The organism is Streptomyces sp. NBC_01176 (genome assembly GCF_045039825.1).
Classification (GTDB): domain Bacteria; phylum Actinomycetota; class Actinomycetes; order Streptomycetales; family Streptomycetaceae; genus Streptomyces.
The window spans coordinates 4,837,711-4,861,108 of record NZ_CP108600.1 but is presented as its reverse complement, the minus strand read 5'-3'; the positions used below and the strand labels follow the sequence as shown (position 1 = coordinate 4,861,108).

Sequence of the window (23,398 nt, the reverse complement as noted above, 5' to 3'; positions counted from 1 at the left end):
CCCGGCGTGAAGCCGGGCCCCGTCGGTCGTTCCGCGGAGGGTTCTACGAGTGGGGCTACGGGCGCCAGTTCGCCAGGATGCCCTCGTAGACCTCGGCGTCCGTCAGTTCGCGGGGGGTGGGGCCCGCGTGGAAGAAGGACGTGTTGGCGGTCTTCAGCTTGCGGAGGTAGTCGAACGCCTTGTTCTCGGGCTCGCCGAACGCGACGAAGGAGAAGAAGACGGCGGGGTGGGTCGCCGCCGCGTCGGTGAGCGCCTGGGTGGCCGGGGTCTTGGCGTCCGGGGCGCCGTCCGTCTGGAAGATGACCAGCGCGGGGGCCGCGGGGTTCTGCGACTTCTCGTGCTGCGCGAGGACTTCCTGCACGGCGACGTGGTAGCTGGTACGGCCCATGCGGCCGAGGGTGCCGTGGAGCTCGTCGACCTTGTTCTCGTGGTCGGCGAGGGTGAGCTCGCCGGTGCCGTCGAGTTCGGTGGAGAAGAAGACGACCGGGACCGTGGCCTCGGGGTCGAGGTGCGCGGCGAGGGCCAGGGCCTGCTCGCCGAGGGCCTGGGCCGAGCCGTCCTTGTAGTACGAGCGCATCGACGAGGAGCGGTCCAGGACGAGGTAGACCTTGGCGCGGGCGCCGGTGAGGTCCTGCTTGTCGAGGGTGGCGGCGGCTTCCCTGTACGCGGTGGTGAGGGTCGCGGCGGTCGACTGGACGTGGGTGAACGGGACGGCGGGGGTCGTGGAGCCGGCGTCGGAGTCGGAGTCGGTGCCGGAGCCGGGCTGATCGGCCTCCGGCGCGGAGACCTCGGGGGCCTCGACGGGTGCCCCGACGGCGGGCTCGGCCTCGGGTGCGACCGCCTCCACCACGGCCTGGGCCTCGGCCACGACCGCGGCTTCGGCGTCGACCTCGACCTCGGGTGCGGGTGCGGTCTCCGGGGCGGTCTCGGCCTCGGCCGCGCCTTCGGCCGTGTCGTCCTTCCCACCCGCACCACCCGTGGCGCTTTCGTCGTCGGCCGCGAGTGCCCCCCGTGCGGCCTGATCGCCGTCGGCGGCCGCGGGCTCGGCCTTCGGCTCGGCCTCGACCGGGTGCTCAGCCGCCGGCTCGGCAACGACCTCGTGTCCGGCCACGGGCTCAGCCTCGGTCTCGGCGGCGGCCACGACCTCGGCGACGGCATCGGCATCGGCGTCGGCGTTGGCGGGGGCGTCGGCCTCGGCCTCGGTCTCGGTCACGACCTCGGTGTCGGCGACTGCCTCGGCCTGCGGTGCGACCTCGGCCTGCGGTGCGACCTCGGGTTCGGCCACGACCTCGGGGGTGTTCTCGGCCTCGGGCTCGGCCTCCGTGATGACCTCGGCCGCGGGCTCCGGCTCGGCGACGGGCTCAGCCGCACCCTGGGACTCGGCCTCGGCGTCCGCCTCGACCTGAGCCTCGGGCTCCGCCTCCGCCTCGGTCGTGGCCGTGGCCTCGGCCACCGGCTCCTGGGACGGGGTCGTCTCCGTTTCCGGCTTGGCCGGCTCCGTCGACTCCACCTGCTTGGCCGACTCCGTCGACTCCGTCTGCTTGGGGACCGTGACGTTGTCGAACGCCGCCGACACCAGGTCGTCCACCACCGACGACGTGGCCCCCGGCGTCGGCTCGGACGAAGGCGCGGGGATCTTCGGTTCGGTCTCCGCGGGGGCCCGTTCGGCCGCCTGGGAGGGGATCGGCGCGGAGGCCGGTGCGGCCTCCTGCGAAGGAACGTGTTCGGCCGCCGGGGCCGAAACCGAGGGAGCCGAAGCTTCCCGCGAGGTCTCCGCGTCGGCGTCACGCCCCTGGCGTGAGCGGCCGAACGCGTTCCGCAGGAGAGTGAGAATGCCCATGTGCGCAACCCTTCGCATGAGTTGAAGCCCGTCAATCCCTGGCCAGGACGGACACGTAAGGTTAGCGGCCGCTGTCGGCGATCTTGGGCAGGGTCGGGTACCGACAGGTAGCGGTGTCAAGAGCGTTATCAAGACCCCTACGGATCCCACGGGTTCACTGCGCGTTCATCGGACCGCCGCACCTCTCCGTACCCATCCCCCCGGAGTCAAGCGCAGGTCAATGAACCACATGGGGGAGTAAAGTGCGCAGACTGCTGCCGTTGCGCACATCCTCACACAGGAAGCCGTCGCGAGACCGGCCGACGTTCACGGGAGGGCGGGGACCGGGGTTCCAGAACCGCCGTGTTCCAGCCATTCGCGGTAAGCGGGCGCCTGCCGTGCCGTCTCCTCGTAGGCCTCGGCCAGTTCCGGATAGACGCCGTCCAGCTCCGCCTCCGTACGGGCCGCGAGCAGCAGTCGTACGCCGAGCGGGTCGCCGTGCAGGCGGCGCACCGCCGTCTCGGGGCCGGACTGGCGGGTGGGCTGGCAGACCGTGACGACCTCGCCGGTGGCGACCAGGGAGGCCGCCGTGTGGTAGTCGCCGTGCAGGACCCGGGGGTTGAGTCCGGCGGAGCGCAGCATCCGGTGCACGGCGTCCCACTCGCCGTCGACCGTGGGGTCCACCATCCAGCGGTCCTGGGCGAGCTCGGAGAGGTGGACGACGGGACGCACGGCGGCCGGGTGATCGTTGGGCAGGGAGACGAACTGGGGCTCGCGCTCGACCAGGACGCGCAGCCGCAGTCCGTCCGGGATGCGCAGGGGACAGCCCTCCACCTCGTGCACGAAGGCGACGTCGAGCCGCCCCTCGGCGACCAGGTTGAGCAGGGCGTTCGCGGAGACGTCCATCTGGAGGAGCGGTTCCTGGCGGTGTTCGCGCAGCCGGCGCAGCCAGCCGGCCAGGGCGCGGCTCGCGGTGGAGCCGATACGCAGCTGGAGTCCGTCCGCGGCGGCGGCCCGCGCCTCGGCGACCAGGGACCGCATTTCGGCCACCAGTGGGCGGGCCCGCCCGAGCACGATCCGGCCGAGCGGAGTGGGGCGGCAACCGGTCCGTTCACGGATGAACAGCTCGCCGCCCAGCTCCTGTTCGATCCTGCGCAGCTGGGTGCTCAACGAGGGCTGGGCGACGCCGAGCAGGCGCGCGGCGCGGTGCAGGCTGCCGGTGTCGGCGATGGCGCACAGCGCCCGGAGGTGCCTGACCTCAAGCTCCATGCCTGCGGAGCCTAAGTCGGAAGCAGAGGTTGCACCAGACGCACAAACCCCATGCGGAACGGGCGAGTTGGACGATCCTCCTCGGACCGATAGTCCTGGCCTATCGGCACTTGCCATCATCACAGCCGCCGCACAGGCACCGAAACTCACCGTGACGACTTCACTCCCCCCCCCACAAGGAGTCATCGATGAGACTTCCCCTGCCCAAGTCCAAGGCCGTGCTCGCGACCGCGCTCGGTCTGGGCCTCGCGGCGGCCGGGTTCACCGCGGTCCCCGCCGTGGCGGCTCCCGTCCCCGCGCAGGACGCCGTTCACGCCGGGCACTCCGCCCCCGCCGGTTACTCCGGCTACGCGGGCTCCGCCGAGGAGAGCAAGGCCAACCAGGCGTTCTTCGCGGCGGTCATCCGATCCGTCGCCGAGAAGCGCGCCGCGAACCCGAGCAGCGCCGCGGCCGTCACCGTGATCTACAACGCGTCCCGCGCGCCCTCCTTCAGCACCGAGATAGCCCGCAGCGCCGCGATATGGAACGGCGCGGTGGCGAACGTGAAACTCCAGTCGGGCTCGGCGTCGAGCGCCGACTTCACCTATCGCGAGGGCAACGACTCGCGCGGCTCGTACGCCTCGACGGACGGCCACGGCAGCGGGTACGTCTTCCTGGACTACGCGCAGAGCGAGCAGTACGACCCGATCCGCATCACCGCGCACGAGACCGGCCACGTCCTCGGTCTGCCCGACCACTACTCCGGCCCGTGCAGCGAGCTGATGTCGGGCGGCGGCCCCGGTCCCTCCTGCACCAACCCGAACCCCAACGCGGCCGAGCGGTCGCGTGTCAACCAGCTGTGGGCCAACGGCTTCGCGCAGGCGCTGGACAAGGCCCTGGGCAAGACGAACGCCCGCTAGGGCCGCTCGCTCGGATCGTGCGGCGGGACGCGGGGCAGGGCATCGCGCCTCGCCGCCACCGATCCGGACGACGGACCCTCGGTCCCGCCGTCCTCCACCAGCCCCACCCCCCACGGGTGCGGGCCGCCCCCTGCACGGGCGGCCCGCACCGCCGTTCTTCCCGGGCCCGAAACCGGGCCCGCGTCTGCGTCCGGTCCGTGCCCGGCCCGCGTCTGCGTCCGGTCCGGTCCGTCCCGGCCCGCGCCGGGTTCAGCGAGGTGACGCGATCGCGCGGGCCGCGGCGACCTCCTGCCGGAGGGGTTCGAGCACACTGCCGGCCGGCCCGGTGAGGTCCGTACGGACGGCGACGAGCACGTCCGTCTCGCGCAGCCCCTCGGACAGCTCCCGCAGTTGCAGGGCCACCTGCGCGAACTCGGCGGCCGACGGACGCTGGGCCCCGTGCCGGATCCGCACCCCGGCCGCGGTGGTCGCGTCGACGATCCGTTCCACGGCGACGACGAGCGGAAGCCAGGCCGCGGCGCGCCGGCCGTTGGGCGGGGGTTCGCTCAGGGCCCGCTGGAACTCGGTGCGGATGCCGGACAGGTCGCGGTGGAGGCGCCGCCGCATACGGGCGCGTTCGGCGTGGTCGGCGTCCTCCCGGGAGGCGTACTCCACGTAACGGGCGGTGTCCGCGACCGTGTCGGCGAGCCGGTCGCCGACACGGGTGTGCCAGCTCTCCGGCCAGAGCAGATAGCCCGCGACGAGCGCGATCGCGCATCCCATGAGGGAGTCCACGAGCCGTGGGACGAGCAGGGCGGTGCCCTGGTGGTTGAGGACGTCGGACAGGAGCAGGATCACCGGGGTGACGGCGGCGGTCTGATGGCCGTAGCCACGCGCCCCGAGGGCCGGGATGAGCGGCGCGAGGACGACCATGGCCGCCACGTCCCACCAGCCGAGCGGCACCGCGGCGAGGACGACGGCCGCGACGAGGAGCCCCGCCACCGTGCCGAGCGCGCGCATCAGCGCCCGCGAGAAGACCGACCCGAAATCGGGCTTCATCACGAAGGTGATGGTGAGGGCGACCCAGTACGAGCGGGGCACCGGCACGAGCGAGACCAGGGCCTGCGCGATGCCGATGCAGACGGCCAGCCGCAGTCCGTAACGCCAGGACCCGGAGGACAGGAGGATGGTGCGGGCGGAGCGCGCCGCCCGGACGCCGAGGCGGGCGGGCCTGCCGAGGGGGTCGTCGGCGGTGCGTGTGTCAGGGGTCCGGCCGGTGACGACGTCGGCGGCGTGGGTCAGCGCGTGGTCGACGGCGCGCGCGGTCTCGTTGGTGGGGACGGGGAGCCGGAGGCGTGCCGGGCCGGTGCGGCCGGTCTCGACGGTGTCCGCGAGACGGCGTACGGCGGCGGGCACTTCGGGGGACAGCGGCTCGGCGTGCTGCCTGCCGTACTGGTGGGCGGCCGGGGCGCTCTCCACGACGGGGGTGACGGCGTTCAGCTGGGCCAGCAGCCGGGCGAGGTCCGGGTTGCGGCCGTGGTGGCGGGCGCGCCGGGCGAGGACGAGGTCGTAGGACTGGTTGAGGGACTGGGTGACGGCGTGGCGGCGGTCGTCGTACGCGTCGGTGCCGCTCGCGGCGAGCAGGTCCGCCACCGTCCGGTACGTCTCCGCGACCGCGACCCGTTCGGGCACGCCCGAGCGCAGCGGCCAGGCGAGCAGGGCGAGCGCGAGGACCAGCAGGCCGCCGCCGGACATCAGGACGGGCGCCAGCCACCACGGGCCCGGCAACGGCAGTCCGGCACCGATCACACAGTTGAGGAGGAGCAGCAGTCCGGACACGGAGGCGACGGAGCCGATCGTCGAGAACATCCCGGAGACGAGCGCGACGGCGGTGACCGCGCCGACGGTGATCCAGCCGTGGCCGAAGGCGACCGCGCCGATGGTGACGCCGACCGCGCCGAAGAGCTGGGGGACGGCGATGGTGAGGATGCGCATGCGGTACGCGTCGGCGGTGTCACCGATGACGCCGGACAGGGCGCCCATGGAGGCGAGCGCCCCGTACGCGGGCCGGCCCACGGCGAGGCCGATCGCCAGCGGCAGGGACATCGCGACGGCGGCGCGGACGACGGCGGCGCGGGAGACGGGGGCGTTCTGCGGGCGGAGGTTCCTGACCAGCCAGTCGGGAGGGGTGAGCACACTGGGCAACTGGCGGGGCATGGGCCCCATTATGAACGTTTCACGGAGCCGTTCCCGGATTCATCCGGGCTGGTGGAGGGTGAGGTCGACGAGCAGCGCGCGGTGGTCGCTGCCGGTGACGGCGAGGAAGGTGGCGCCGGTCGCGGAGAACTCCTCGGAGACCAGGACGTGGTCGATCTGGGCGCCGAGGGCGGGGGTGGTGCGGGCCGGCCAGCTGGGGGTGCGCGGGGCGCCGGCGAGGCGGGAGCCGTCGCGCAGGCCGGTGTCGAGGAGGTGGCGGAAGGCGGCGTGGTCCTGGGAGGCGTTGAAGTCCCCGGCGATCAGGGTGGGGGTGGCCTTGTCGGCGGCCGCGTAGGCGCGCAGCTCGCCGAGTTCGTGGCGCCAGAGGCCGACCTGTCCCGGCAGCGGGGGCATGGGATGCGCGAGCTGGAGCCGTACGGGGTGGCCGTCGACGTCGGCCACGGCCCCCGGCATCCCCATCGTGGCGCGGATGCCGTCGGCCTTCGTGAGCGGGAAGCGGCTCATGATGACCGATCCGTCGGAGCCGGCGCCCTCGACGGACTCCCGGTACGGATAGGGGCCGCCGGTTCGCTGGAACGTGTTCCGCAGGGCCCGGGAGCAGGTGTACTCGCACTCCTCGACGAACACGATGGCGGGCCGCTCCCGTCGGACGGCGGAGATGAGCGCGGGGGTTCCCCTCCCGAACTGCACGTTGGAGGTCAGCACCCGCAGCTCGGCGACGGGGCTGCCGGCGGGCTCGCGGGTCTTCCCGTACGGCTCGGTGAACCAGGCGATCGCCCCCAGCGCCACCACCCCCCACACCATCCCGGTCCGCCAGCGCGCGAACAGGGCGAGCAGCAGGGCCAGGCCGAGGGGAGCGAGCAGCCACGGCAGGAAGGCGAGGAGCTGGGGCACGGGAGTGATGCCGTCGGTGTCGGCCGCCCGGCAGCCCACGACGACGCTCACGCCGGTGAGCAGCGCGCCGGACACCCAGGGCCCGGCCCGCCGTCCGGCCGGGCGCCGTGCCCGCCGCTCGTCCGTCCGTTCCGCTGCCGCAGTGTCCACGCCCCGGCCCTTCACTCGTCCGTGTGGGATGCCCGAATCCTCCCTCGGACACGGGGTGGTGCGCGCGCGTGGGGACGAACGTCACCTCTCCGAGTGGGCCGGGGAGGGGGCGCCGAGGTGGTCGAGGAAGGCGGCCAGTGCCGCGTTGAACTCGTCGGGCCGCTCCAGGTTCGGCAGGTGTGCCGCCGACGCGATCACACGCAGCGTGGAGTCGGGCAGCGCCGCGTGCATCGCCTCCGCGTCGTGGACCGGGGTGAACTCGTCGTCGGCGCCCACCACGACGAGCGCGGGGACGTCGACCCGGGTCAGCAGGTCGCGGTAGTCGGGGCGCAGCGCCCGCCCGCGCAGGGCCGCCGCGGCGCCCTGGACCGGGGTGCGGGTCATCATGCGGCGCACCTGCGCCGCGACCTGTGCGTCGGCGTAGGGCGCGACCATCCTGTACAGCACCTCGTCGGCGTATCCCGCCATGCCCTCGCGCAGCAGCCGGTCCGCCATCGCGTCCCGCGCCAGCCGGCCCTGCGGCGTCTCGGCCGCCGGGAAGGTGTCGGCCAGCACCAGCGCGCGGATCCGCTCCGGGAAGAGCCGGTAGCACTCCATGGCGATCTGGCCGCCCATGGAGAGCCCGGCGAGGGCGCATTCCGCGACGCCGAGTTCGTCGAGGAGCGCCGCGACGTCCTCGGCGAAGGTGGACAGGAGGGTGACACCGGGGACCACCGGGGAGGCGCCGTAGCCGCGCAGGTCCGGTGCGATCACCCGGCGCCCCGCCGAGAAGGCGGCGATCTGGGGAGCCCACATGGTGCGGTCGAAGGGGTGGCCGTGGATCAGGACGAGGGGCAGCGCCGACCCGGCGGCGCCCCCTTTGTCCTCGTACGCGAGGAAGGGTGCCATGGTCACGACCCTAGTGCCGCGGCAGGCGACGTTCGCCCCGTCGGGCAGAGGGTGCCTTTCGCGGCACCAGGGCCTGTCAACTCCTCGGTGCCCTATGAGGAGGCGTCGTAGGGGGGAACGCCGGCGCATCACCGGCCGGCTCGCCGACGACATCGCCGCCGGGCGGCTCGGGTCCGGTGAACAGCCGCCCCCGCAGCGGGCGTTCGCCCGGCAGTGCGGTATCGCCGGGCCGACGGCCGGGCGTGTCTACACCGAAGGTGCGGCGCGGACCGGTGGTGGGCGGGGTCGGCCGCGGCCACCTTTACGGCGGAGGCAGCGGCAGGGGCATCGCGGTCACCCCCGGCTCGGCGTTCGCGGCCGGCGCCGGCGCTCCGGACGCCGTCAGGCTCGGACTCGCGTCGGCTGGTCCGCCGGAGCTTGCGAGGGCGCCGCGGACGCTCGCCGGCGTCGCCCGTACGCGGCCGTGAGCAGCGCGGTCGACGCCACCGTGACACCGAGCGCGAGCAGCAGCCAGGACACGAGGCGGAGGGTGCCGGTGAGGGCGTCGTAGACCGCGCCCGCGGCGCTGGGGGACACGTCGGCCGGCAGGTCCGCCAGCGTGAGCCGGCGGCCGACGGAGATCGCGACACCGAGCAGCGCGGCGCCCAGCGCCGTGCCGAGCCCGGTGGCCAGCACCGCCCGTCTGCGGCACACGGCGACCAGGATGCCCGTCACGGCGAGCACGGCTGCCGCGGCCGGCAGCCAGAAGCCGGCGAATTCAAGCACGTGGAACCCCTTCCGGAGCTGGTTCAGGTCCTCGGACGGCAACACCGTGATCTCGGTGTGCTCGACGGGGATGCGGTTCGCCAAAGGCATGTGTTCGACCGTGAGTTGGCTCTTGACCCGCTGGGCGACCGGCGCGAGGTCGATGGTCACGGCCTCCTCGCGGTCGCTGTGCAGCGCCCGCATCACGGCGTCGTGCGCGGCCCGGTTCGCCGCCTGCCACGCCGTGCGGAACGCCGGGGTCCGGGTGAACGAACGCACCGCGTCCCGCACGAAGTGGTTCACCGGCTTCTGGAGCGGCGCGCCCACGTGGACCTCGCGCAGGATCCCGTCCGTGACGGCCGAGGCGATCGCCTCCCGCACGTCCGAGTCGGAGGCGAGGGGCGCCACCGTGGCCTCGTACCGCCCGCTGTCGCCGATGCCGTACATTGCCCAGCCCGACAGCGCGCCGAGCGGCGCGAGCAGACAGGCGAGGACGATCAGAACGGCCGACAGGACGCTCCGGACACGAGGGGACACCCCTTCAGGCAAAGCCCCGGCGGACCCGGACGCGAGCGGTGTGACTGCATATGGGCGCATGCCACAAGCCGAACGGGGCCCGGACCGCTCCCCCGCGCAGAGCGGGCGGCACCCGGGCTCCGCCCGCTCCGGTGGAGGGCTCACCCGAACGGGTGTTTCCTGGAACCTGGAAGAACCAGGCGTGACCATCACGCCCCGTGGCTCCTGGGACCGGCGTCCCAGGAGGTAGGTGAGTGAGGGAGGTGCACGAGACCCCGGCGGCCGCCGGGGTCTCGTGCACCACATACGCGGGCGGGACGTCAGCCCACGCGATGACCCGCTCCGTCCTCGTGGGTGTAGTAGCGGTAGAAGTTCACCGCGAACACGCCGAACGCGACCGCCAGCGACATCATCGTGGACCGCCACACACTGTGATCGGCCTGGCTGTAGATGAAGCCGAACGCGAGGCCCGCGAACACGCCCCACAGCACCGCGTGCCGTTCCCGCCTCATCAGCGGCGCCACCTTGAGGACGCCGATGCAGACCGCGGCGAACACGATCGCGCTCACGAACCCGAACAGGATGTTCCAGCCCGTGATCGGCCCGCCGCTGCGGTTGACCTCCGCGGCCCAGAACCCGTAGACGAGCCCGCCGAGCACGGGCACCGCCCACTGCGCGACGGTGTGGACGCGCGCGTCGAAGACGTCCGAGGGCCGTGGCGCCCGGGCCGGGTGCCGTAGCCCTGACGCCGATGAGGCATGTGCCGTGTGAGCCATGGGAGCACTCCTCTCTCCTCGCCCCTGCCTTCCAGGGCACACCTCGCCCGGACGCCTGGCAAGTCGGGATGCGGGGGCCCTGACCCCGTGTTTCGCTGACTTCCATGAAGCTCGTACTCTTCGGCGCCACCGGCATGGTCGGCAGCCGTATCGCCACGGAGGCGTCGGCGCGCGGCCACCAGGTGCTGGCGGTCAGCAGGTCCGGGCAGTCCCCGGTCCCCGGCGTCACCGCGACCGCCGCGGACGCCACCGACGTGGCGAAGGTGACCGAACTGGTGGCGGACGCCGACGCGGTCGCCTCGGCGTGCGTGCCGCCCCGTGACGGGACGGATCTCACGGGCCCCTTCCTGACCCTCAACCGGGCGCTCGTGGACGGTACGCGCGCGGCGGGCGTGGCTCGGCTCGTGGTCGTGGGCGGCGCGGGCAGTCTGGAGGTCGCGCCCGGACAGGAGCTCTGCGACCAGCCGGGCTTCCCCGAGGCCGTCCTGGCGGAGGCGCTCGCCCACCGCGACGCCCTCACCTACTACCGCGGCGTCGACGACCTCGACTGGACCTACGTCTCGCCCGCCGCGGAGATCGGCCCCGGCGCGCGCACGGGCCGCTTCCGGACCGACGGCGACCGGATGCTCACCGACGAACACGGCAACAGCCGGATCAGCGCCGAGGACTACGCGGTCGCCTTCGTCGACGAGCTGGAGACGCCCACCCACCCGCGTGCCCGGATGTCGGTGGCGTACTGACATCCGCCGGCGCGGCGACAAGGACAGGCGGTACCGCGAGGTGGGCGACTGGCTACCCCCGCTCGGCCCGCTGGCGCCCCCGGCCGGGCGGGACGATCCGGTCCAGCGGCAGAAACTCCTGAGACTGCGCGGCCGCAGCGTCGCGTGGGTACCGCCCGCGCTGCTGCTCGGCGGGATCGCGGCGGCCGACTGGAACACCTCGGGCGCGTTCCGGATGATCTCCTGGATCGTGCTCGTACCGGGCATCGCGGCGGCGATCTGCGGAGTGTGGGTCACGGCGGCCTTCGCGTGCCTCTCGATCCTCACGTACTTCGCGGTGGACCGGTCGTGGTCGTACCAGTACCAGACGGGGCTGCCCGACTTCATCCTCGTCGCCCTGGGCAGCCTCCTGGCGATCCTGGCCTGCGCGGTCCGGGTCCGCGGCGAGCGGCGCATGCTGCACATGCTGGACGTCGCCGAGACGACCCGGCGCACCGTGCTGCGCCCGATGCCGACGGGCTGGGGCGGCCTCGACCACGCGGCCGTGTACCTCGCCGCGGACAGCGAGGCCCGGGTCGGCGGCGACTTCTACGACATCCAGCCGGGCCCCCGCGGCACCCGGCTGCTGCTCGGCGACGTCCAGGGCAAGGGGCTCGGGGCGGTGGAGGCGGCGGCCGCGCTGCTCGGCACGTTCCGGGAGGCGGCCTACCACGAGCCCGTCCTCGACACGGTCGCCGACCGGCTGGAGGTGCGCATGCTGCGGCACGTCCGCTACCGGGCGGCGCTCGGCCGCGACGACCGTGACCGCTTCGCCACCGGCATCCTCGTCGGCTTCCCCCAGGACGACCGGGACACCGTGGAGTTCGTCAACTTCGGCCACGAACCGCCTCTGGTGGTCGCCCCCGACGGTGTGCGCGACCTGCCGCCGGGCCACGGCCTGCCGCTCGGCCTGGCCGCCCTGACCGCCGAGCGGCCCCTCGTCCTGACGGTCGCGCTGGCACCCGGCGAGACCCTGCTCCTGGTCACGGACGGTGTTACCGAGGCCCGTGACGCCGACGGCGTGTTCTTCCCGCTCCGCGACCGGGTGGTCGGCGCCCTCTCCGCGGACCCGAGAACCGCCGACCCGCAGCGCCTCGTCGAACTCGTCCGCGACGGCACGCTGCGGCACTGCGGGGGACGCCTCTCCGACGACACGACGATCTTCGCGGTACGGCGACGGACGGGCGCCGGCGGCGTCGCGGACGGCGGCACAAGCCGTCCATAGGAGGGCGTTTGCACGTCTGTCGTCCCCCCTTTGCAGGCGCAGCGGTTACGGTGCTGGCGTACGTGATCGATGGGGAGGGAACCATGCCCGGAACCGTGCTGCTCCTCGCGGCCTCGCCGGTGGGCAAGGGGTGTCTGGTGGACGCGGCGTCCGTGCTCCCCGTACTCGCGGCCGTCTCACCTGCGGTGCTGTCCGGCACGGACACGGCGAACGTGGTCGAACTGGCCGACCCCCTGGAGCCGCAGGCCGTCCTGACCCGGCTGCGCGCGGCGGCGACGGCCCCCGGCCCGCTCACGTTGTTCGTGACCGGCCAGCTCCAACTCGACCGCCGCCAGCGCCTTCCCCACCTCGCACTGGCCCGCACCACCCCGGCGACCGTCCGCTACACGGCCTTCCCCTGGCACTGGATCGCCGAGGAACTCCGGCTGCGCCCGCCGGGCACCACCGCGCTCCTGGTCGATCTGCACGCCGACGCGGAGAGCTGGGGGTACCTCGCCACCGGCACCCTGACCGTGGGGACGGGCGTCGGCCTGTACGGCCGGGTCGCCCCGCCGCCGCCCCGGCGTACGGTGGCGACCCCGGCGTACATGAAGGCCGTCGCCACCATCCTGCGCAGCGGCCACCGGCCCGCACTGCCGCTGCTGCACGAGCAGGCGCTGGCCCGCACCGACGGGGACGGCGGGCGGCCGGGGATCGTCCTGGCGGTGGACGCGCGGGTGCCCGCGGCGCCCGACCCGCACGCCGCGATCACCGCCGCCGCGCAGGCGGGCCGGCACGACGAGGCCGCGGCGCTGGCCGCGCGCTGGGAACAGGAGGCGGTCCGCACCTGGGGCGCCGCGTCCGAACAGGCCCTGCACTGGGCGGAGGTCCGTGCGGACCTGGCGATGCTCGCGGGTGACGCGGCCGGCAGCTGCCGGGTCTGGCTGGCGGTGGCGACCGTGCGGCTGGACTCGGGACAGCCCGCCGACGCCCCGTCCGTGGAGGCGGCCGTGGACCGGGCCCACCACCAGTGGGGCCGTGTCGCCGACCCGTTGCGCGTCCGTGAACTGGGGCTCGCGCTGGCCGGGTTGAGGCTGCGCGTGCCGGGGCGCCGGCAGGGTGCGCTGGACCATGTGCAGTGCCGGCTCAGCCGACTGGAGGCACAGGTGTGACAGCCGCTGGTGGGCCGCGTCCCCGACCGTGTCGTGCGGATCCCTGACGTCGAGCGGGCTGCTGGAGTCGGCCGCCGCGACACCGGTGCCGCCCAGGGCCAGGGCGGCCGAGCCGAAGAGAGTGCCGGCACCGTGGCGGCGGGAAGGGACGCGGTGGCCGTGCCGCGCTGCCCCGGTCGAGAGCCTCCCCGGACGCCTGTTCCGGTGCCATGATGGTGAGTCATGACTGCTGAGGGGGAGGGCGTGGCGGCCCGGGCCGTCCGCGTGCGTCTGGACGGGACGGCGAGCGAGAGCGACGTCGGCGCTCTGAAGAAGTGGCTGGAGCGCGAGAAGCCTCTGGAGGAGCTGGTCAGGAGAGGCGACCTCAGGATCGAGGAGCGCGCCGGGACCGACGCGCAGGGCACGCCCATGGGCGTCGGCATGGACATCGTGCTGGTCCTGATCGGCGCGGGCGCCGAGACCCTGTTCAAGGAACTGCTCGCCCAGGTGAAGAGCGCCGTGCGGGCCTGGCGGGACAACCGCGTCTCCGTCGAGAACGGCGATCCGCCCGACGCCCGCGTCGATTCCGTGGATCCCGACGAGAGGTAGTCGGGTGGACCGCTTCGACCCGCGCGGACGAGTGAACCGGGCACTGCTGGTCGGGGTGTCCGCATACGAGTTCACGCGGCCGGAGCACCGCCACGGCGTCCCGAGCCCGCTGCCCGCCGTCGCGCACAACCTCTCGCTGCTCGCCGGCGCGCTGGAGCGGGGCGGAGTCGTCGGGCCGGGCGAGATCACCGTGGCGGACTCCCCGGTGCTGGGGGAGTTCCGCAAGGAGCTGCGCACGGCCGTCGACGCCGCCGAGGGGCTGCTCCTGCTCTACTTCGCCGGACACGGCGCCGTGCCCAGCGCGGGCGACGAGCTGTGGCTGCAGATGCGTGACGCGGAGGTCGTCCGGGGCGAGACGGCCGGGTTCGAGGGGGCCGCCCCGTTCACCAACGTGCTCAGGATCCTCGCCAACAGCGACGCGGAGCGGATCGTGGTCGTCCTCGACTGCTGCAACGCGGGCAACGCGGCCCGCGTGTGGGAGGCGGTGGAGAGACCCGACATCAGACGGCGCGTCTCCGTACTCATGGGCGTGCAGGCCAACCACCGCATCGACGCGGGGGACGGCGACACCCCCACGCCGTTCACGGCCCGGCTGGTGGACCTGCTGACGGACGGAGTCGAGGGACAGGGCGACGAGGTCCACTTCCTGGCCCTCTCGGAAGCGCTCAGGGTGTACATGTCCGCCCACCACCGCACCGAGCGCGGGGAGCCCTGGGAACCGCAGAGCCGTACGGAGAACCCGGCGGTGGACGTGCTGCTGGCGGTCCGGCCGAGGGCCGTCGCGCCCGGCGGGGAGACCGCCGCGGGGGCCGGGGCCGGGGCAGGAGTGGCAGTGGGCTGGGCGGTCGGCGCCGTGCCCTCCGTGCCCTCCGTGCCCTCCGTGCCCTCCGGGTCCGCCGGGTCCACGGGGTCCACGGGCCCGGCCCGCCGAGGGCCGGGGGTGCCGGTCCGGGTCCGGCTCCGCGGCCTCCTCGCCGCGGCGGCCCGCGCCGTCCGGGCCGCACGGACCGCTGTCCTTCCGTCCCCCGCCCGGCGCCGGCCCGCGAGCTCGGCCGAGCCCAGGCCGCCCGGCCGGACCCGGCGCCCGCGCGCATCGTGGCGCTCCCCGCGCCGGTGGCCCCGCCGCACCGCCGTCGCCGCCACCGGCCTGGCCGTCGCCGTCCTAGGTCTCACGGGCTACCTGGTCCTCGGCCACGGCGCGTCCGGGGCCCCCTGCGCCCCGCCCCTGGAACTGCGCCTGCTCACCGATCCCGACCTGGAGTCCACCGTCCGCAAGGCCGCGGACACCTACCTCACCTCGACGGCGAACACCACGGACGAAGGCTGCCGGCGCAGCGGGATCACGGTGTACGGCGCCGGCTCGGCGGCCGTGGTGGCGGGCCTGCGCGACCAGTCGGACCCCTGGCAGCGGCCGGTCGGCGACGAGGTCGACCCGCAGCGCGACATCGGACCCCAGCCCGACATCTGGATCCCGGCCACCGCGGCGACGGCGGCCCGCGCGCGCCCCACCGGGCTCCAGCGCAGCTATGTGTCGCTGGAGCCGGACCCGGCCCCCTTCGCGTACTCCCCGGTGGTGCTGTCGGTGCCGCAGGAGATCGCCGAGGCCTCGGTCGCCGACCGTACCGGCGACTCGCTCACGGGCCTGCGGGAGAAGCTGACGCGGCGGGACGGAAGCGCCGAGGTGCGGCGCCCGGACCCGGCGTACACGGACTCCGCGCTGCTGGCAACGGTCGGCCTGTACGGCACCGGGACGCCCGACGTGAGCCGGGCCGAGGAGAGCGTGGACCAGACCGGACCGGTCTCTCCGACCGCGGGTGACCTGCTCTGCACACTGCCCGACAACGCCGACACCGACCGGGGAACGGCCGCCCTGGTACCGGAGTTCCTGATGGTGAGCGGCGTCGGCTGCGACCGGACGACGCGCACGCTGCGGATGGCCGAGTACCCCGACGACGTGCCGGCCCTCGCCCCGCTCTTCGTGCGGGTCCGCTGGACGGGCGGCGACATCGACGGCGCCGCACGGGACGACGCGGTCCGGTCGTTCCACGACTGGCTCACGGGCACGGGGGACGGGGACGGCGGAAGCGGGGACGGGCACGGCACCGGCGGCGGGAGCGGGCCGGGCGGAGGGCTCGCGGTCTTCGGGAAGGACGGCTTCCGCTCGCCGTCCGGGGCCCATGCCCTGCTCTCGTCGCGGGTCCCGGACGCCGGCCTGATCGCCGATCCCGGCCGGTCCGCCGGGGTGGCGGGCGCCGACGCGATGGAGACGGCGCTGCGGCGGTACCGCAACGCCAACGGACCGGGCCGGGTGCTCTTCCTGCTGGACAGCTCCGGCTCCATGGCCGACCTGTGGCAGGGGCCGGGCGGCGCTCCCGGCATCCTGAAGCAGTCGTTCGCCGGGCTCGGCGACCGGGACGAGTACGGGGTCTGGTCCGTCGCCTCGCCGGGCAGCCGCCCCTACGGCGAGATCCTGGCGTTCGGCCGGCACCAGCGGAAGGACGCCGAGCGCGCCGTCGACCGCGGAGCCGTCGTCCAGGACGCGGAGGCCGATCCGTACGGCGCGATCGAGGCCGCGCTGGAGACCATGGCCGGCAAGGGCAGGGACGACAACCGCCCCGAGCTGATCGTCTTCCTCACGGACGACGAGGACAACAACCGCCTCACCGCGCACGATCGCGTCAACAAGCTGCTCCAGCCCCTCCACGACAAGGGAGTTCCGGTGGTCATGGCGGCCCTGGACAGCGGCGGCTGCGCCAAGGGCAGTCCCGACCAGCGGATGTCCGAGGCGAGCGGCGGTCGCTGTCTGGACACCGGGAGCGACCTCGTGGCGGACCTGCGGAACGAGGTCGCGCGCACGGGAACGGGGGACGAGTGACGAAGGGACGGGCCCACGGGGGCGAGGCGGGCCGGCGGGTGTCCGGGTGCGGGCTGGCCCTGGCGCTCCTGCTGACCTCCGCCTGCACCGGTGGCGGGCCCACGCCGTCCGCCGCGCCCGTCTCCCCCGGCGGCCCCGGGGACATCATCGTGGCCAGCGGGCGGGACGTGACCGGCAAGGGCGGCATCCGGCAGCAGTTGATAGACGCGTGGAACGCCCGGCAGGACAAGGAGCACACCGGTGTCCACGCCCGTCTGGTCGAACTCCCCGGCTCCGCCGACGAACAGCGCAGCCAGCTCCTCGGCGCGCTGCAGTCGCACAGCGCGGAGTACGACGTCGTGAACCTCGACGTCACCTGGGTGCCGGAGTTCGCCGCCGCGCACCTGATACGCCCGCTCCCGGACACCCTGGTCGACGCCGACGTCATCAAGTCCGTCGCCCGCACGGCCCGTTGGGACGGGAAGGTCTACGCCGTACCGTTCAACAGTGATGTCGGGCTCCTCTACTACCGACGCGACTACCTGGAGCGGGCGCACATCCGGGACACCGACCTGAGCCAGGGCGTCAGCTGGCAGCGGCTGCGGGATCTGACCGACACCATCGAGGCACCGGGCGCGCGGCGGCCACGGGAGTACGAGAAGGGCTGGACCACACAGCTCGGCCCCTACGAGGGCCGTACGGTCAACGGCGTGGAGGCGTTCCTGTCCGCCGGGGGCGGCGTCGCCCTCACCGACGACCGGGGCCGCTACACCGCGACCGTGTCGGAGCTGACCGAGGGCGTGGCACAACTGCGCGCCCGCGCCCAGCCCGCGTACACGCTCGGCGACGCGTTCCGCTCCGACGAGACCGAGTCGCTCACCGACTTCGCCGACGGCCGTACGGCGTTCCTGCGCCACTGGCCGTACGCGTACCGCACCCTGCACCAGTCGCTCGGCGAGGCACAGCTCGGCGTGGCCCCGCTGCCGGGCCGGGCGGTGCTGGGCGGACAGAACCTCGCGGTGACCACGCAGTCGCCGCTGCGTGCCGCGAAGGCGAAGGAGCTGATCGGCTTCCTCACCGACAAGGAGAGCGAACGCTGCCTGCTCGACGCCGGGTTCGCGGCCACCCGGGAGTCCGCCTACCAGGACGACGACGTGAGCTGCGGTACGGCCAGGACCCCCGGTGTCTCCCCCGCGTCCACGGCGTCCCCGCCGGTGTCGCCGTCCGCGGAGAGCGTCGACCGTATGCCGCGCGACGACCACGGCCGTCCCCGGTACGCCCGCACCATCCTGCTGCCCGCGCTCCGGCGCGCCGTGCAGCGCCCCCGCACCCCGCTCTACGGGGCCTTCACCCAGACCTTCGCCACCGGACTGGGCAGGCTCTTCGGCGAGGATCCGCCGAGTGACGCGGAGCTGGCGGCCGGACTGGACAAGGCACTCAGGCGGATCCTTCCGGACCGGTGAGGCAGGCGAGCGCCCCCGACACCAGCGTCCGCACACCTGGCGCGAGGGTGCGCGGGTCGGGCGCGAAGCGCGGGCTGTGGTTGCTGGGCACGGCCGCGAACTTCTCCATGAGGTCGTCGCCCGGAGCGGCGTCCCAGACCTCTGCCGGAGTGCTCGTCACGAACCAGTAGGAGTACGGGATCCGGCCGTCCGCGAGCTTCGGGAAGTCCTCGCTGCCCATCGCCGGACCCGGGTCGAGGATCGTTCCGGTGCCGAAGACCTCGCCGTGCACCGCGGCGATCCGCCGGTCGGTGTCCGGATCGTTGACGGTCACGGGGAAGCTGTTGCCCACGGTGACGTCGGGCTCGCGCGGGCAGCCGGCCGCCATGCACTCGCCCGCGGCGATCCGCCGGATCGCCGCGATCATGCGGTCCCGCACCTCGTCCGACTGGGTCCGGAGGTTGAGGGCGATCCGGGCCTCGGAGGGGATGATGTTGTGGCGGGTGCCCGCCTCGATCCGCCCGACCGTCAGGACGGCCTGCTCGCGTGCCGCGATCTCCCGGCTGACGACGGTCTGCAGCCGGGTCACCAGGTACGCGGCGGTGACGACCGGGTCGACGGTCGACTCCGGGCGCGAGCCGTGCCCGCCCGTGCCGTGCACGACGATGTCCACGTCGGTCGAGGCGGACATGATGAGACCGGGCCGGTGTGCGTAGAGCCCCGTCGGGCCGGGGGCCGCGTGCTGGGCGAGCAGCACGTCCGGCGACGGGAACCGCTCGTAGACGTGGTCCTCGATCATCGCCGCCGCGCCCTCGCCGGTCTCCTCGGCGGGCTGTCCGAGCACCAGCAGGGTGCCCGACCAGGTGTCGCGCCCGGCGGACAGAGCCTGTGCGGCGCCCGCCAGCCAGGTGACGTGCAGGTCGTGCCCGCAGGCGTGCATCACGCCGGGCGTCATGGACGCGTACGGCAGCCCGGTCTCCTCCTGGACGGGCAGCGCGTCCATGTCGGCGCGGAGCAGGACGGTGGGGCCCGGTCCGTTCCGCAGGATCCCGACGACCCCGGTGCCGCCGATGCCGGTGGCCGTGTCGAACCCGGCCGTGCGGAACCGGTCGGCGAGGGCGGCGGCGGTGCGGTGCTCCCGCATCGACAGTTCCGGGTGCCGGTGCAGGTCCCGGTAGAAGTCCTTCAGGGCGGGGACCGGGAGGTCGGCGGTGAGGTCCAGCGCGGTACGTGCGGCAGGGGAGTTCACGGAGCCAGGTTAGGGGCCGCCGGCGGAACGGGGGGAGTTCCGCCGACGGCCGTTCGCGCCGTCCGCCGCGGGGGAGGACGCGGTTCTCGGACGGTCGGGTCTCGCGGGGGCGCCGACGAAGGGTGCCGTCGGCGACCGGAGGTCGTCTTCCGTGCGGTGGTCCACACCTGTGGACGACCGAGGTGCGGTGAGCGGCGGGCGCGGTCGGCCGCCCCCTGTCGCTACGGTCGTGTGGAGATGCCGCCGTACGTCGTCTCCGGGTGTCCGGAGCCCTGCTGGTGGAGGGCCGGGGCGGGATCCGCCGCCCGGGCCGGGCCTGCGTTGGCCGCCAGCACCAGTGCGGCCACGGCGATGACTGCCGCACCGAGCACTCTGAAGTAGCGCGCGGAAATACGTCGGAGCACAGCGACCTCGCAACAACAGCGGCGTATTAAGCAGGCTTAACCCGTCGCTTAACGTAGGGGCTCGGAGCACCAAAGAGCAAGGGGCGCAAGGGGAGTTGGATATTAGTCAAAAGTCGTCTCGGGTTAAGTGGACTTAATGGCATGCTTAATCCATGGCGGAGCGTGACGGCCCGGAGGTCATCGGGCGCAGGGTCCAGCAGCTGCGTACGGAACGCGGGCTGACACAGAGGCAATTGGCGGAACCGGCGTACACGCCCGCCTACATCTCGACGCTGGAGGCGGGGCGGGTGCGCGCCTCCGAGCCCGCGCTGCGGCACATAGCCGAGCGGCTCGGGGTGGCGTACGAGGAGCTGGCGACCGGCCGGCCGGCCCACCTCGCCACCGATCTGCGGCTGCGGCTCACCGACGCGCAGCGCACGCTCGCCACCGGCGAGGCCGAGGTCGCGGCGGAGCAGTACACGGTGCTCCTCGCGGAGGCGGACACGCACGGACTCGTCGCCGAGCAGGCCGCCGCACTGCTGGGGCTCGGTGAATGCGCCCTGGAGACCGGGGACCTGGAGACCGCCCGGGAGCGGTTCGAGGCCTCGGAGCGGCGTCTCGGGGACGCCCCGCTGCCCCAGCGGGTGCCCGCCCTGCGCGGCCGCGCCGTCTCCCACTACCTCGCCGGTGAACTCCGGTACTCCTGCTACCTGTTCGAGTCCACGCTGGACGAGCTGAACCGGACCGGGATGCACGACCCGGACGCCCTGCTGCTTCTCTACACCGGCGTCATCGCGCCCTACATGGACATGGGTGCGCACGCCCGGGCCGCCCAGGCCGCCGAGTTCGCGCTCGCGCTCGCCCCGCAGGTCGGCGAACCCGCGCTCGTCGCCCGGATGCACCGCTCGGTGGCCCGCACCATGATCGCCGAGGGCCGGATCGCGGAGGCCGACGCCTCCCTCGCCAAGGCCGCCGAGCTCTACCGCCAGCTCCAGATCCGCACGGAGCTCGCCAACTGCCACTGGATGCGCGGCTACCTCTACGCGCAGAACGGTGAACTGGAGCGTGCGGAAGCCGAGTTGCGCGAGGCGCAGGTCATGCTCTCGGCCAAGCGGGCCGCCCTCTACACCAGCCAGGTCAACGTCGAACTGGCGGACGTGCTGCACCGGCGCGGCAAGTCGACGGAGGCCGCCGTTCTCCTCCACGAGGTGCTCGGCGACCTCAGCCCCGAGCGCGGCGCCGTGCACTCGGCGGGCGCGCACCGGCTGCTCGGCATCATCGCCGAGGACGCCCGGGACACCGAGACCGCCGAGGAGCACTACGTCCGGGCGCTGAGCCTGCTGGAGCGGGCCGGCGCGGCCGGCGACCTGGCCGACCTCTGCCGCCTGCTCGGAGACCTCCTGCGCCGCACCGGCCGGGTCGAGGCGGCCCTCGACGCCTACCGCACGGGCCTGGGCCACCGCACGGCTCCCGGCACGACCACCCTGGGCCCGGCCCCCGCGCAGCCACCGCTCTGACCGCCCCCGCGCGTGCGGGGCGCGCGGAGCCTGCCGCCCCGCGCTCCCGCACCCCGCGTAAGGCCTCCACGGGGCCGTACGGCGGCGCTACGGGGTCACGACGGGGAACGCGTGGTCAGGTGCGGTGGCGTACGACAGGAGGCGGTCCAGGACCGTGGGGTCGCCGTCCGCCTCGATGCCCGCGAGGCCCCGCCCCTCCAGCACCGCGCGCAGTTCCGGCCGGGTGAGGGTCAGGGTCAGTCCCGCGTGCGGCTTCGGGACGTGGTGGACCGGCATGCCGCGGTGCGTCAGCGCGCCGTGGTGGAGGTTGACCCGGTGGCGGCGCTGTTCGTCGGTCACGACGAGGTCGAGGGTGAGGTGGTCGTGCCAGGCGCGCGGACCGTCGATACGGACGGCGAGCGAGTCGAGGAGCATGCTCACGGTGAGCGCGGAGGTGAGTTCGGAGCCCGTGGTGTCGATGTCGGTGTCGGCCGTGCCACGGCGCAGTTCCAGGGCGGCCGTGAGGTAGTAGTTGCGCCAGGTGCCGTTCTCGGCGCCGTGCCCGAGCCGTTCGTAGACACCGGAGAGGGTCTCCCGGGCGGCGCTGTCCGACGGGTCCGCGAAGACCAGGTGGTTGAGGAGGGTGGCGGCGAAACGGAGGTCCCCGTTGTCCGCGTACGCCCGTGCCTTCACCAGGGTCTCTGTCGGGCCGCCCGCCAACTCCACGTATCGGTAGGCGAGTTCGGCGGGCGGGTGCTCCCAGAGGTGGGCGGGGTTCCCGTCGTACCAGCCCATGTACCGCTGGTAGACGGCCTTGACGTTGTGGCTGAGGGAACCGTAGTAACCGCGTGCGTGCCAGGACCGCTCCAGGGCGGGCGGCAGTCGCAGCTCCTCGGCGATCTCGGAGCCGGTCAGGCCGTTGTTGAGGAGGCGCAGGGTCTGGTCGTGCAGGTACGCGTACAGGTCCCGCTGCTCGCCGAGGAACCGGACGATGTTCTCGCGCCCCCAGGTCGGCCAGTTGTGGGAGGCGAACGCGACGTCGTAGGTGTCGGCGAACAGGTCGACGGTCTCGTCGAGGAAGTGGGCCCAGACGCGCGCGTCGCGGACCGGCGCACCACGCAGGGTGAGGACGTTGTGCAGGGTGTGACTGGCGTTCTCGGCCACGCACAGCGCGCGCTGGTCGCGCAGCAGGAAGTTCATCTCGGCGGGGGCTTCCGTCCCCGGCGTGAGCTGGAAGACGAACCGCACGCCGTCCACCGTCTCCTCCTGCCCGGTCCGGGTGACGTCCACGTTCGGTGCGATGAGCGTGACGGTGCCGGTGGAGGTGGTGGTGCCGAGCCCGGTGCCGATCTGGTCGCGCGGCCCCTTGGGCAGCCGGGCGCCGTGCATGAACACGGCCCGGCGCAGCATCGCGTTGCCGGCGAAGACGTTCTCGCTGACCGCGTGCTGCAGGAAGCCCGCGGGCGCGAGTACCGGCACCCCGCTGTCGCTGCCGTGCGGCAGCACACCGCGGGCGCCGCCGAAGTGGTCGACGTGCGAGTGGGTGTAGACCAGCCCGGTCACGCGGCGCGGTCCGCGGTGCTCGCGATAGAGGGCGAGGGCGGCCGCGGCGCACTCTGCGGAGATCAGCGGGTCGATCACGACGACACCCTCGCGGCCCTCGACGAGCGTCATGTTCGACAGGTCGAGCCCGCGTACCTGGTACACGCCCTCGGTGACCTCGTACAGGCCCTGCCGCGCACACAGCCGCGCCTGCCGCCACAGACTGGGGTGCGCGGTCGGCGGACAGTCGTCCGCGAGGAACGCGTAGGCGTCCGCGTCGTGGACGACCCGCCCCTCGGCGTCCCGGACCACGCCGGGAACCAGGGCCGCGATGAACCCGCGATCCGCGTTCTCGAAGTCGGTCAGATCCTCGAACGGCAGCTCTTCGCCCGCGGCATCCATGCCCCCACCCTCGACGGCCCCCGGCTCCGGGACCAGCGGGGTGGGCCGTTCGAGGGGGTGGTGGGGGCCCGGGGAGGCGTCATCGGGCGGGGAAGCGCCGAGGCGTCCGGACCGTCGCACACCGAAAACCCGGCAACCTGCGGATGTGGCAGCCGCG

General features: G+C 73.8%; 18 protein-coding genes. 8 read left to right on the top strand and 10 right to left on the bottom strand.

All coding sequences use genetic code 11. The annotated features are described in order from the left end of the window. Nucleotides 1-55 precede the first annotated feature (55 nt). On the bottom strand, nucleotides 56-1,840 hold the full coding sequence (locus tag OG199_RS20875; RefSeq protein ID WP_405830741.1) for a VWA domain-containing protein: 1,785 nt from the start codon (nucleotides 1,838-1,840) through the stop codon (nucleotides 56-58). Nucleotides 1,841-2,146: 306 nt separating this feature from the next. Continuing rightward, a complete protein-coding gene (locus tag OG199_RS20870) occupies nucleotides 2,147-3,088 on the bottom strand; it encodes a LysR family transcriptional regulator (RefSeq protein WP_356804293.1) in 942 nt (313 codons plus the stop codon). A 188-nt stretch (nucleotides 3,089-3,276) separates the two neighbouring features. Here OG199_RS20870 and snpA point away from each other — a divergent pair, with 188 nt between their 5' ends. Then, on the top strand, nucleotides 3,277-3,987 hold the full coding sequence (gene snpA, locus OG199_RS20865; RefSeq protein WP_405830738.1) for a snapalysin: 711 nt from the start codon (nucleotides 3,277-3,279) through the stop codon (nucleotides 3,985-3,987). Nucleotides 3,988-4,236: 249 nt separating this feature from the next. Here snpA and OG199_RS20860 read toward each other — a convergent pair whose 3' ends face one another. The 5 genes from OG199_RS20860 to OG199_RS20840 all read right to left on the bottom strand — a co-directional run bounded on the left by OG199_RS20860 (nucleotide 4,237) and on the right by OG199_RS20840 (nucleotide 10,151). Then, the gene (locus OG199_RS20860) at nucleotides 4,237-6,183 is read right to left on the bottom strand and encodes an FUSC family protein (RefSeq protein WP_405830737.1); all 1,947 of its coding nucleotides are present in this window, start codon (nucleotides 6,181-6,183) and stop codon (nucleotides 4,237-4,239) included. A 39-nt stretch (nucleotides 6,184-6,222) separates the two neighbouring features. Next, on the bottom strand, nucleotides 6,223-7,227 hold the full coding sequence (locus OG199_RS20855; RefSeq protein WP_356809214.1) for an endonuclease/exonuclease/phosphatase family protein: 1,005 nt from the start codon (nucleotides 7,225-7,227) through the stop codon (nucleotides 6,223-6,225). 81 nt (nucleotides 7,228-7,308) lie between these two features. Beyond that, complete coding sequence (locus tag OG199_RS20850) at nucleotides 7,309-8,115, bottom strand: alpha/beta fold hydrolase (protein WP_405830735.1); 807 nt, start codon at nucleotides 8,113-8,115, stop codon at nucleotides 7,309-7,311. A gap of 381 nt (nucleotides 8,116-8,496) precedes the next feature. Continuing rightward, entirely contained in the window at nucleotides 8,497-9,396 is a 900-nt protein-coding gene (locus OG199_RS20845; RefSeq protein WP_356809216.1) for a hypothetical protein, read from the bottom strand. Between the two features lie 299 nt (nucleotides 9,397-9,695). After that, nucleotides 9,696-10,151 (bottom strand): hypothetical protein, encoded by a 456-nt coding sequence (locus OG199_RS20840; RefSeq protein ID WP_356801230.1) that lies wholly within the window; start codon nucleotides 10,149-10,151, stop codon nucleotides 9,696-9,698. Nucleotides 10,152-10,255: 104 nt separating this feature from the next. Here OG199_RS20840 and OG199_RS20835 point away from each other — a divergent pair, with 104 nt between their 5' ends. The 6 genes from OG199_RS20835 to OG199_RS20810 all read left to right on the top strand — a co-directional run bounded on the left by OG199_RS20835 (nucleotide 10,256) and on the right by OG199_RS20810 (nucleotide 18,190). Next, nucleotides 10,256-10,891 carry an NAD(P)H-binding protein gene (locus OG199_RS20835; RefSeq protein ID WP_356801229.1) on the top strand — a complete coding sequence of 212 codons (636 nt, stop codon included), beginning with the start codon at nucleotides 10,256-10,258 and terminating at the stop codon, nucleotides 10,889-10,891. A gap of 40 nt (nucleotides 10,892-10,931) precedes the next feature. Continuing rightward, nucleotides 10,932-12,134: a PP2C family protein-serine/threonine phosphatase gene (locus OG199_RS20830; protein ID WP_401806586.1), complete on the top strand. Its 1,203-nt coding sequence runs from the start codon at nucleotides 10,932-10,934 to the stop codon at nucleotides 12,132-12,134. A gap of 83 nt (nucleotides 12,135-12,217) precedes the next feature. Next, entirely contained in the window at nucleotides 12,218-13,285 is a 1,068-nt protein-coding gene (locus OG199_RS20825; protein ID WP_405830732.1) for a hypothetical protein, read from the top strand. A gap of 222 nt (nucleotides 13,286-13,507) precedes the next feature. Next, nucleotides 13,508-13,873, top strand: a complete 366-nt coding sequence (locus OG199_RS20820) for a hypothetical protein (RefSeq protein ID WP_356801226.1) — start codon at nucleotides 13,508-13,510, stop codon at nucleotides 13,871-13,873. A gap of 4 nt (nucleotides 13,874-13,877) precedes the next feature. Beyond that, nucleotides 13,878-16,748 (top strand): caspase family protein, encoded by a 2,871-nt coding sequence (locus tag OG199_RS20815; protein ID WP_405830730.1) that lies wholly within the window; start codon nucleotides 13,878-13,880, stop codon nucleotides 16,746-16,748. Next, entirely contained in the window at nucleotides 16,745-18,190 is a 1,446-nt protein-coding gene (locus OG199_RS20810) for an extracellular solute-binding protein (protein WP_405830729.1), read from the top strand. The genes OG199_RS20815 and OG199_RS20810 overlap by 4 nt, the downstream gene beginning before the upstream one ends. On the opposite strand, the gene OG199_RS20805 is transcribed toward OG199_RS20810, so the two are convergent. Both OG199_RS20805 and OG199_RS20800 read right to left on the bottom strand, forming a co-directional pair. Continuing rightward, nucleotides 18,165-19,418, bottom strand: a complete 1,254-nt coding sequence (locus OG199_RS20805; RefSeq protein WP_405830727.1) for an amidohydrolase — start codon at nucleotides 19,416-19,418, stop codon at nucleotides 18,165-18,167. The genes OG199_RS20810 and OG199_RS20805 overlap by 26 nt on opposite strands. Nucleotides 19,419-19,639: 221 nt before the next feature. Then, entirely contained in the window at nucleotides 19,640-19,822 is a 183-nt protein-coding gene (locus OG199_RS20800; RefSeq protein ID WP_401806594.1) for a hypothetical protein, read from the bottom strand. Nucleotides 19,823-19,974: 152 nt separating this feature from the next. Between OG199_RS20800 and OG199_RS20795 the strand changes: the two genes are divergently transcribed. Continuing rightward, nucleotides 19,975-21,318 (top strand): helix-turn-helix domain-containing protein, encoded by a 1,344-nt coding sequence (locus tag OG199_RS20795; RefSeq protein WP_356801221.1) that lies wholly within the window; start codon nucleotides 19,975-19,977, stop codon nucleotides 21,316-21,318. 87 nt (nucleotides 21,319-21,405) lie between these two features. On the opposite strand, the gene OG199_RS20790 is transcribed toward OG199_RS20795, so the two are convergent. Beyond that, nucleotides 21,406-23,241 (bottom strand): alkyl/aryl-sulfatase, encoded by a 1,836-nt coding sequence (locus tag OG199_RS20790; protein WP_401806596.1) that lies wholly within the window; start codon nucleotides 23,239-23,241, stop codon nucleotides 21,406-21,408. Nucleotides 23,242-23,398: the final 157 nt, after the last annotated feature.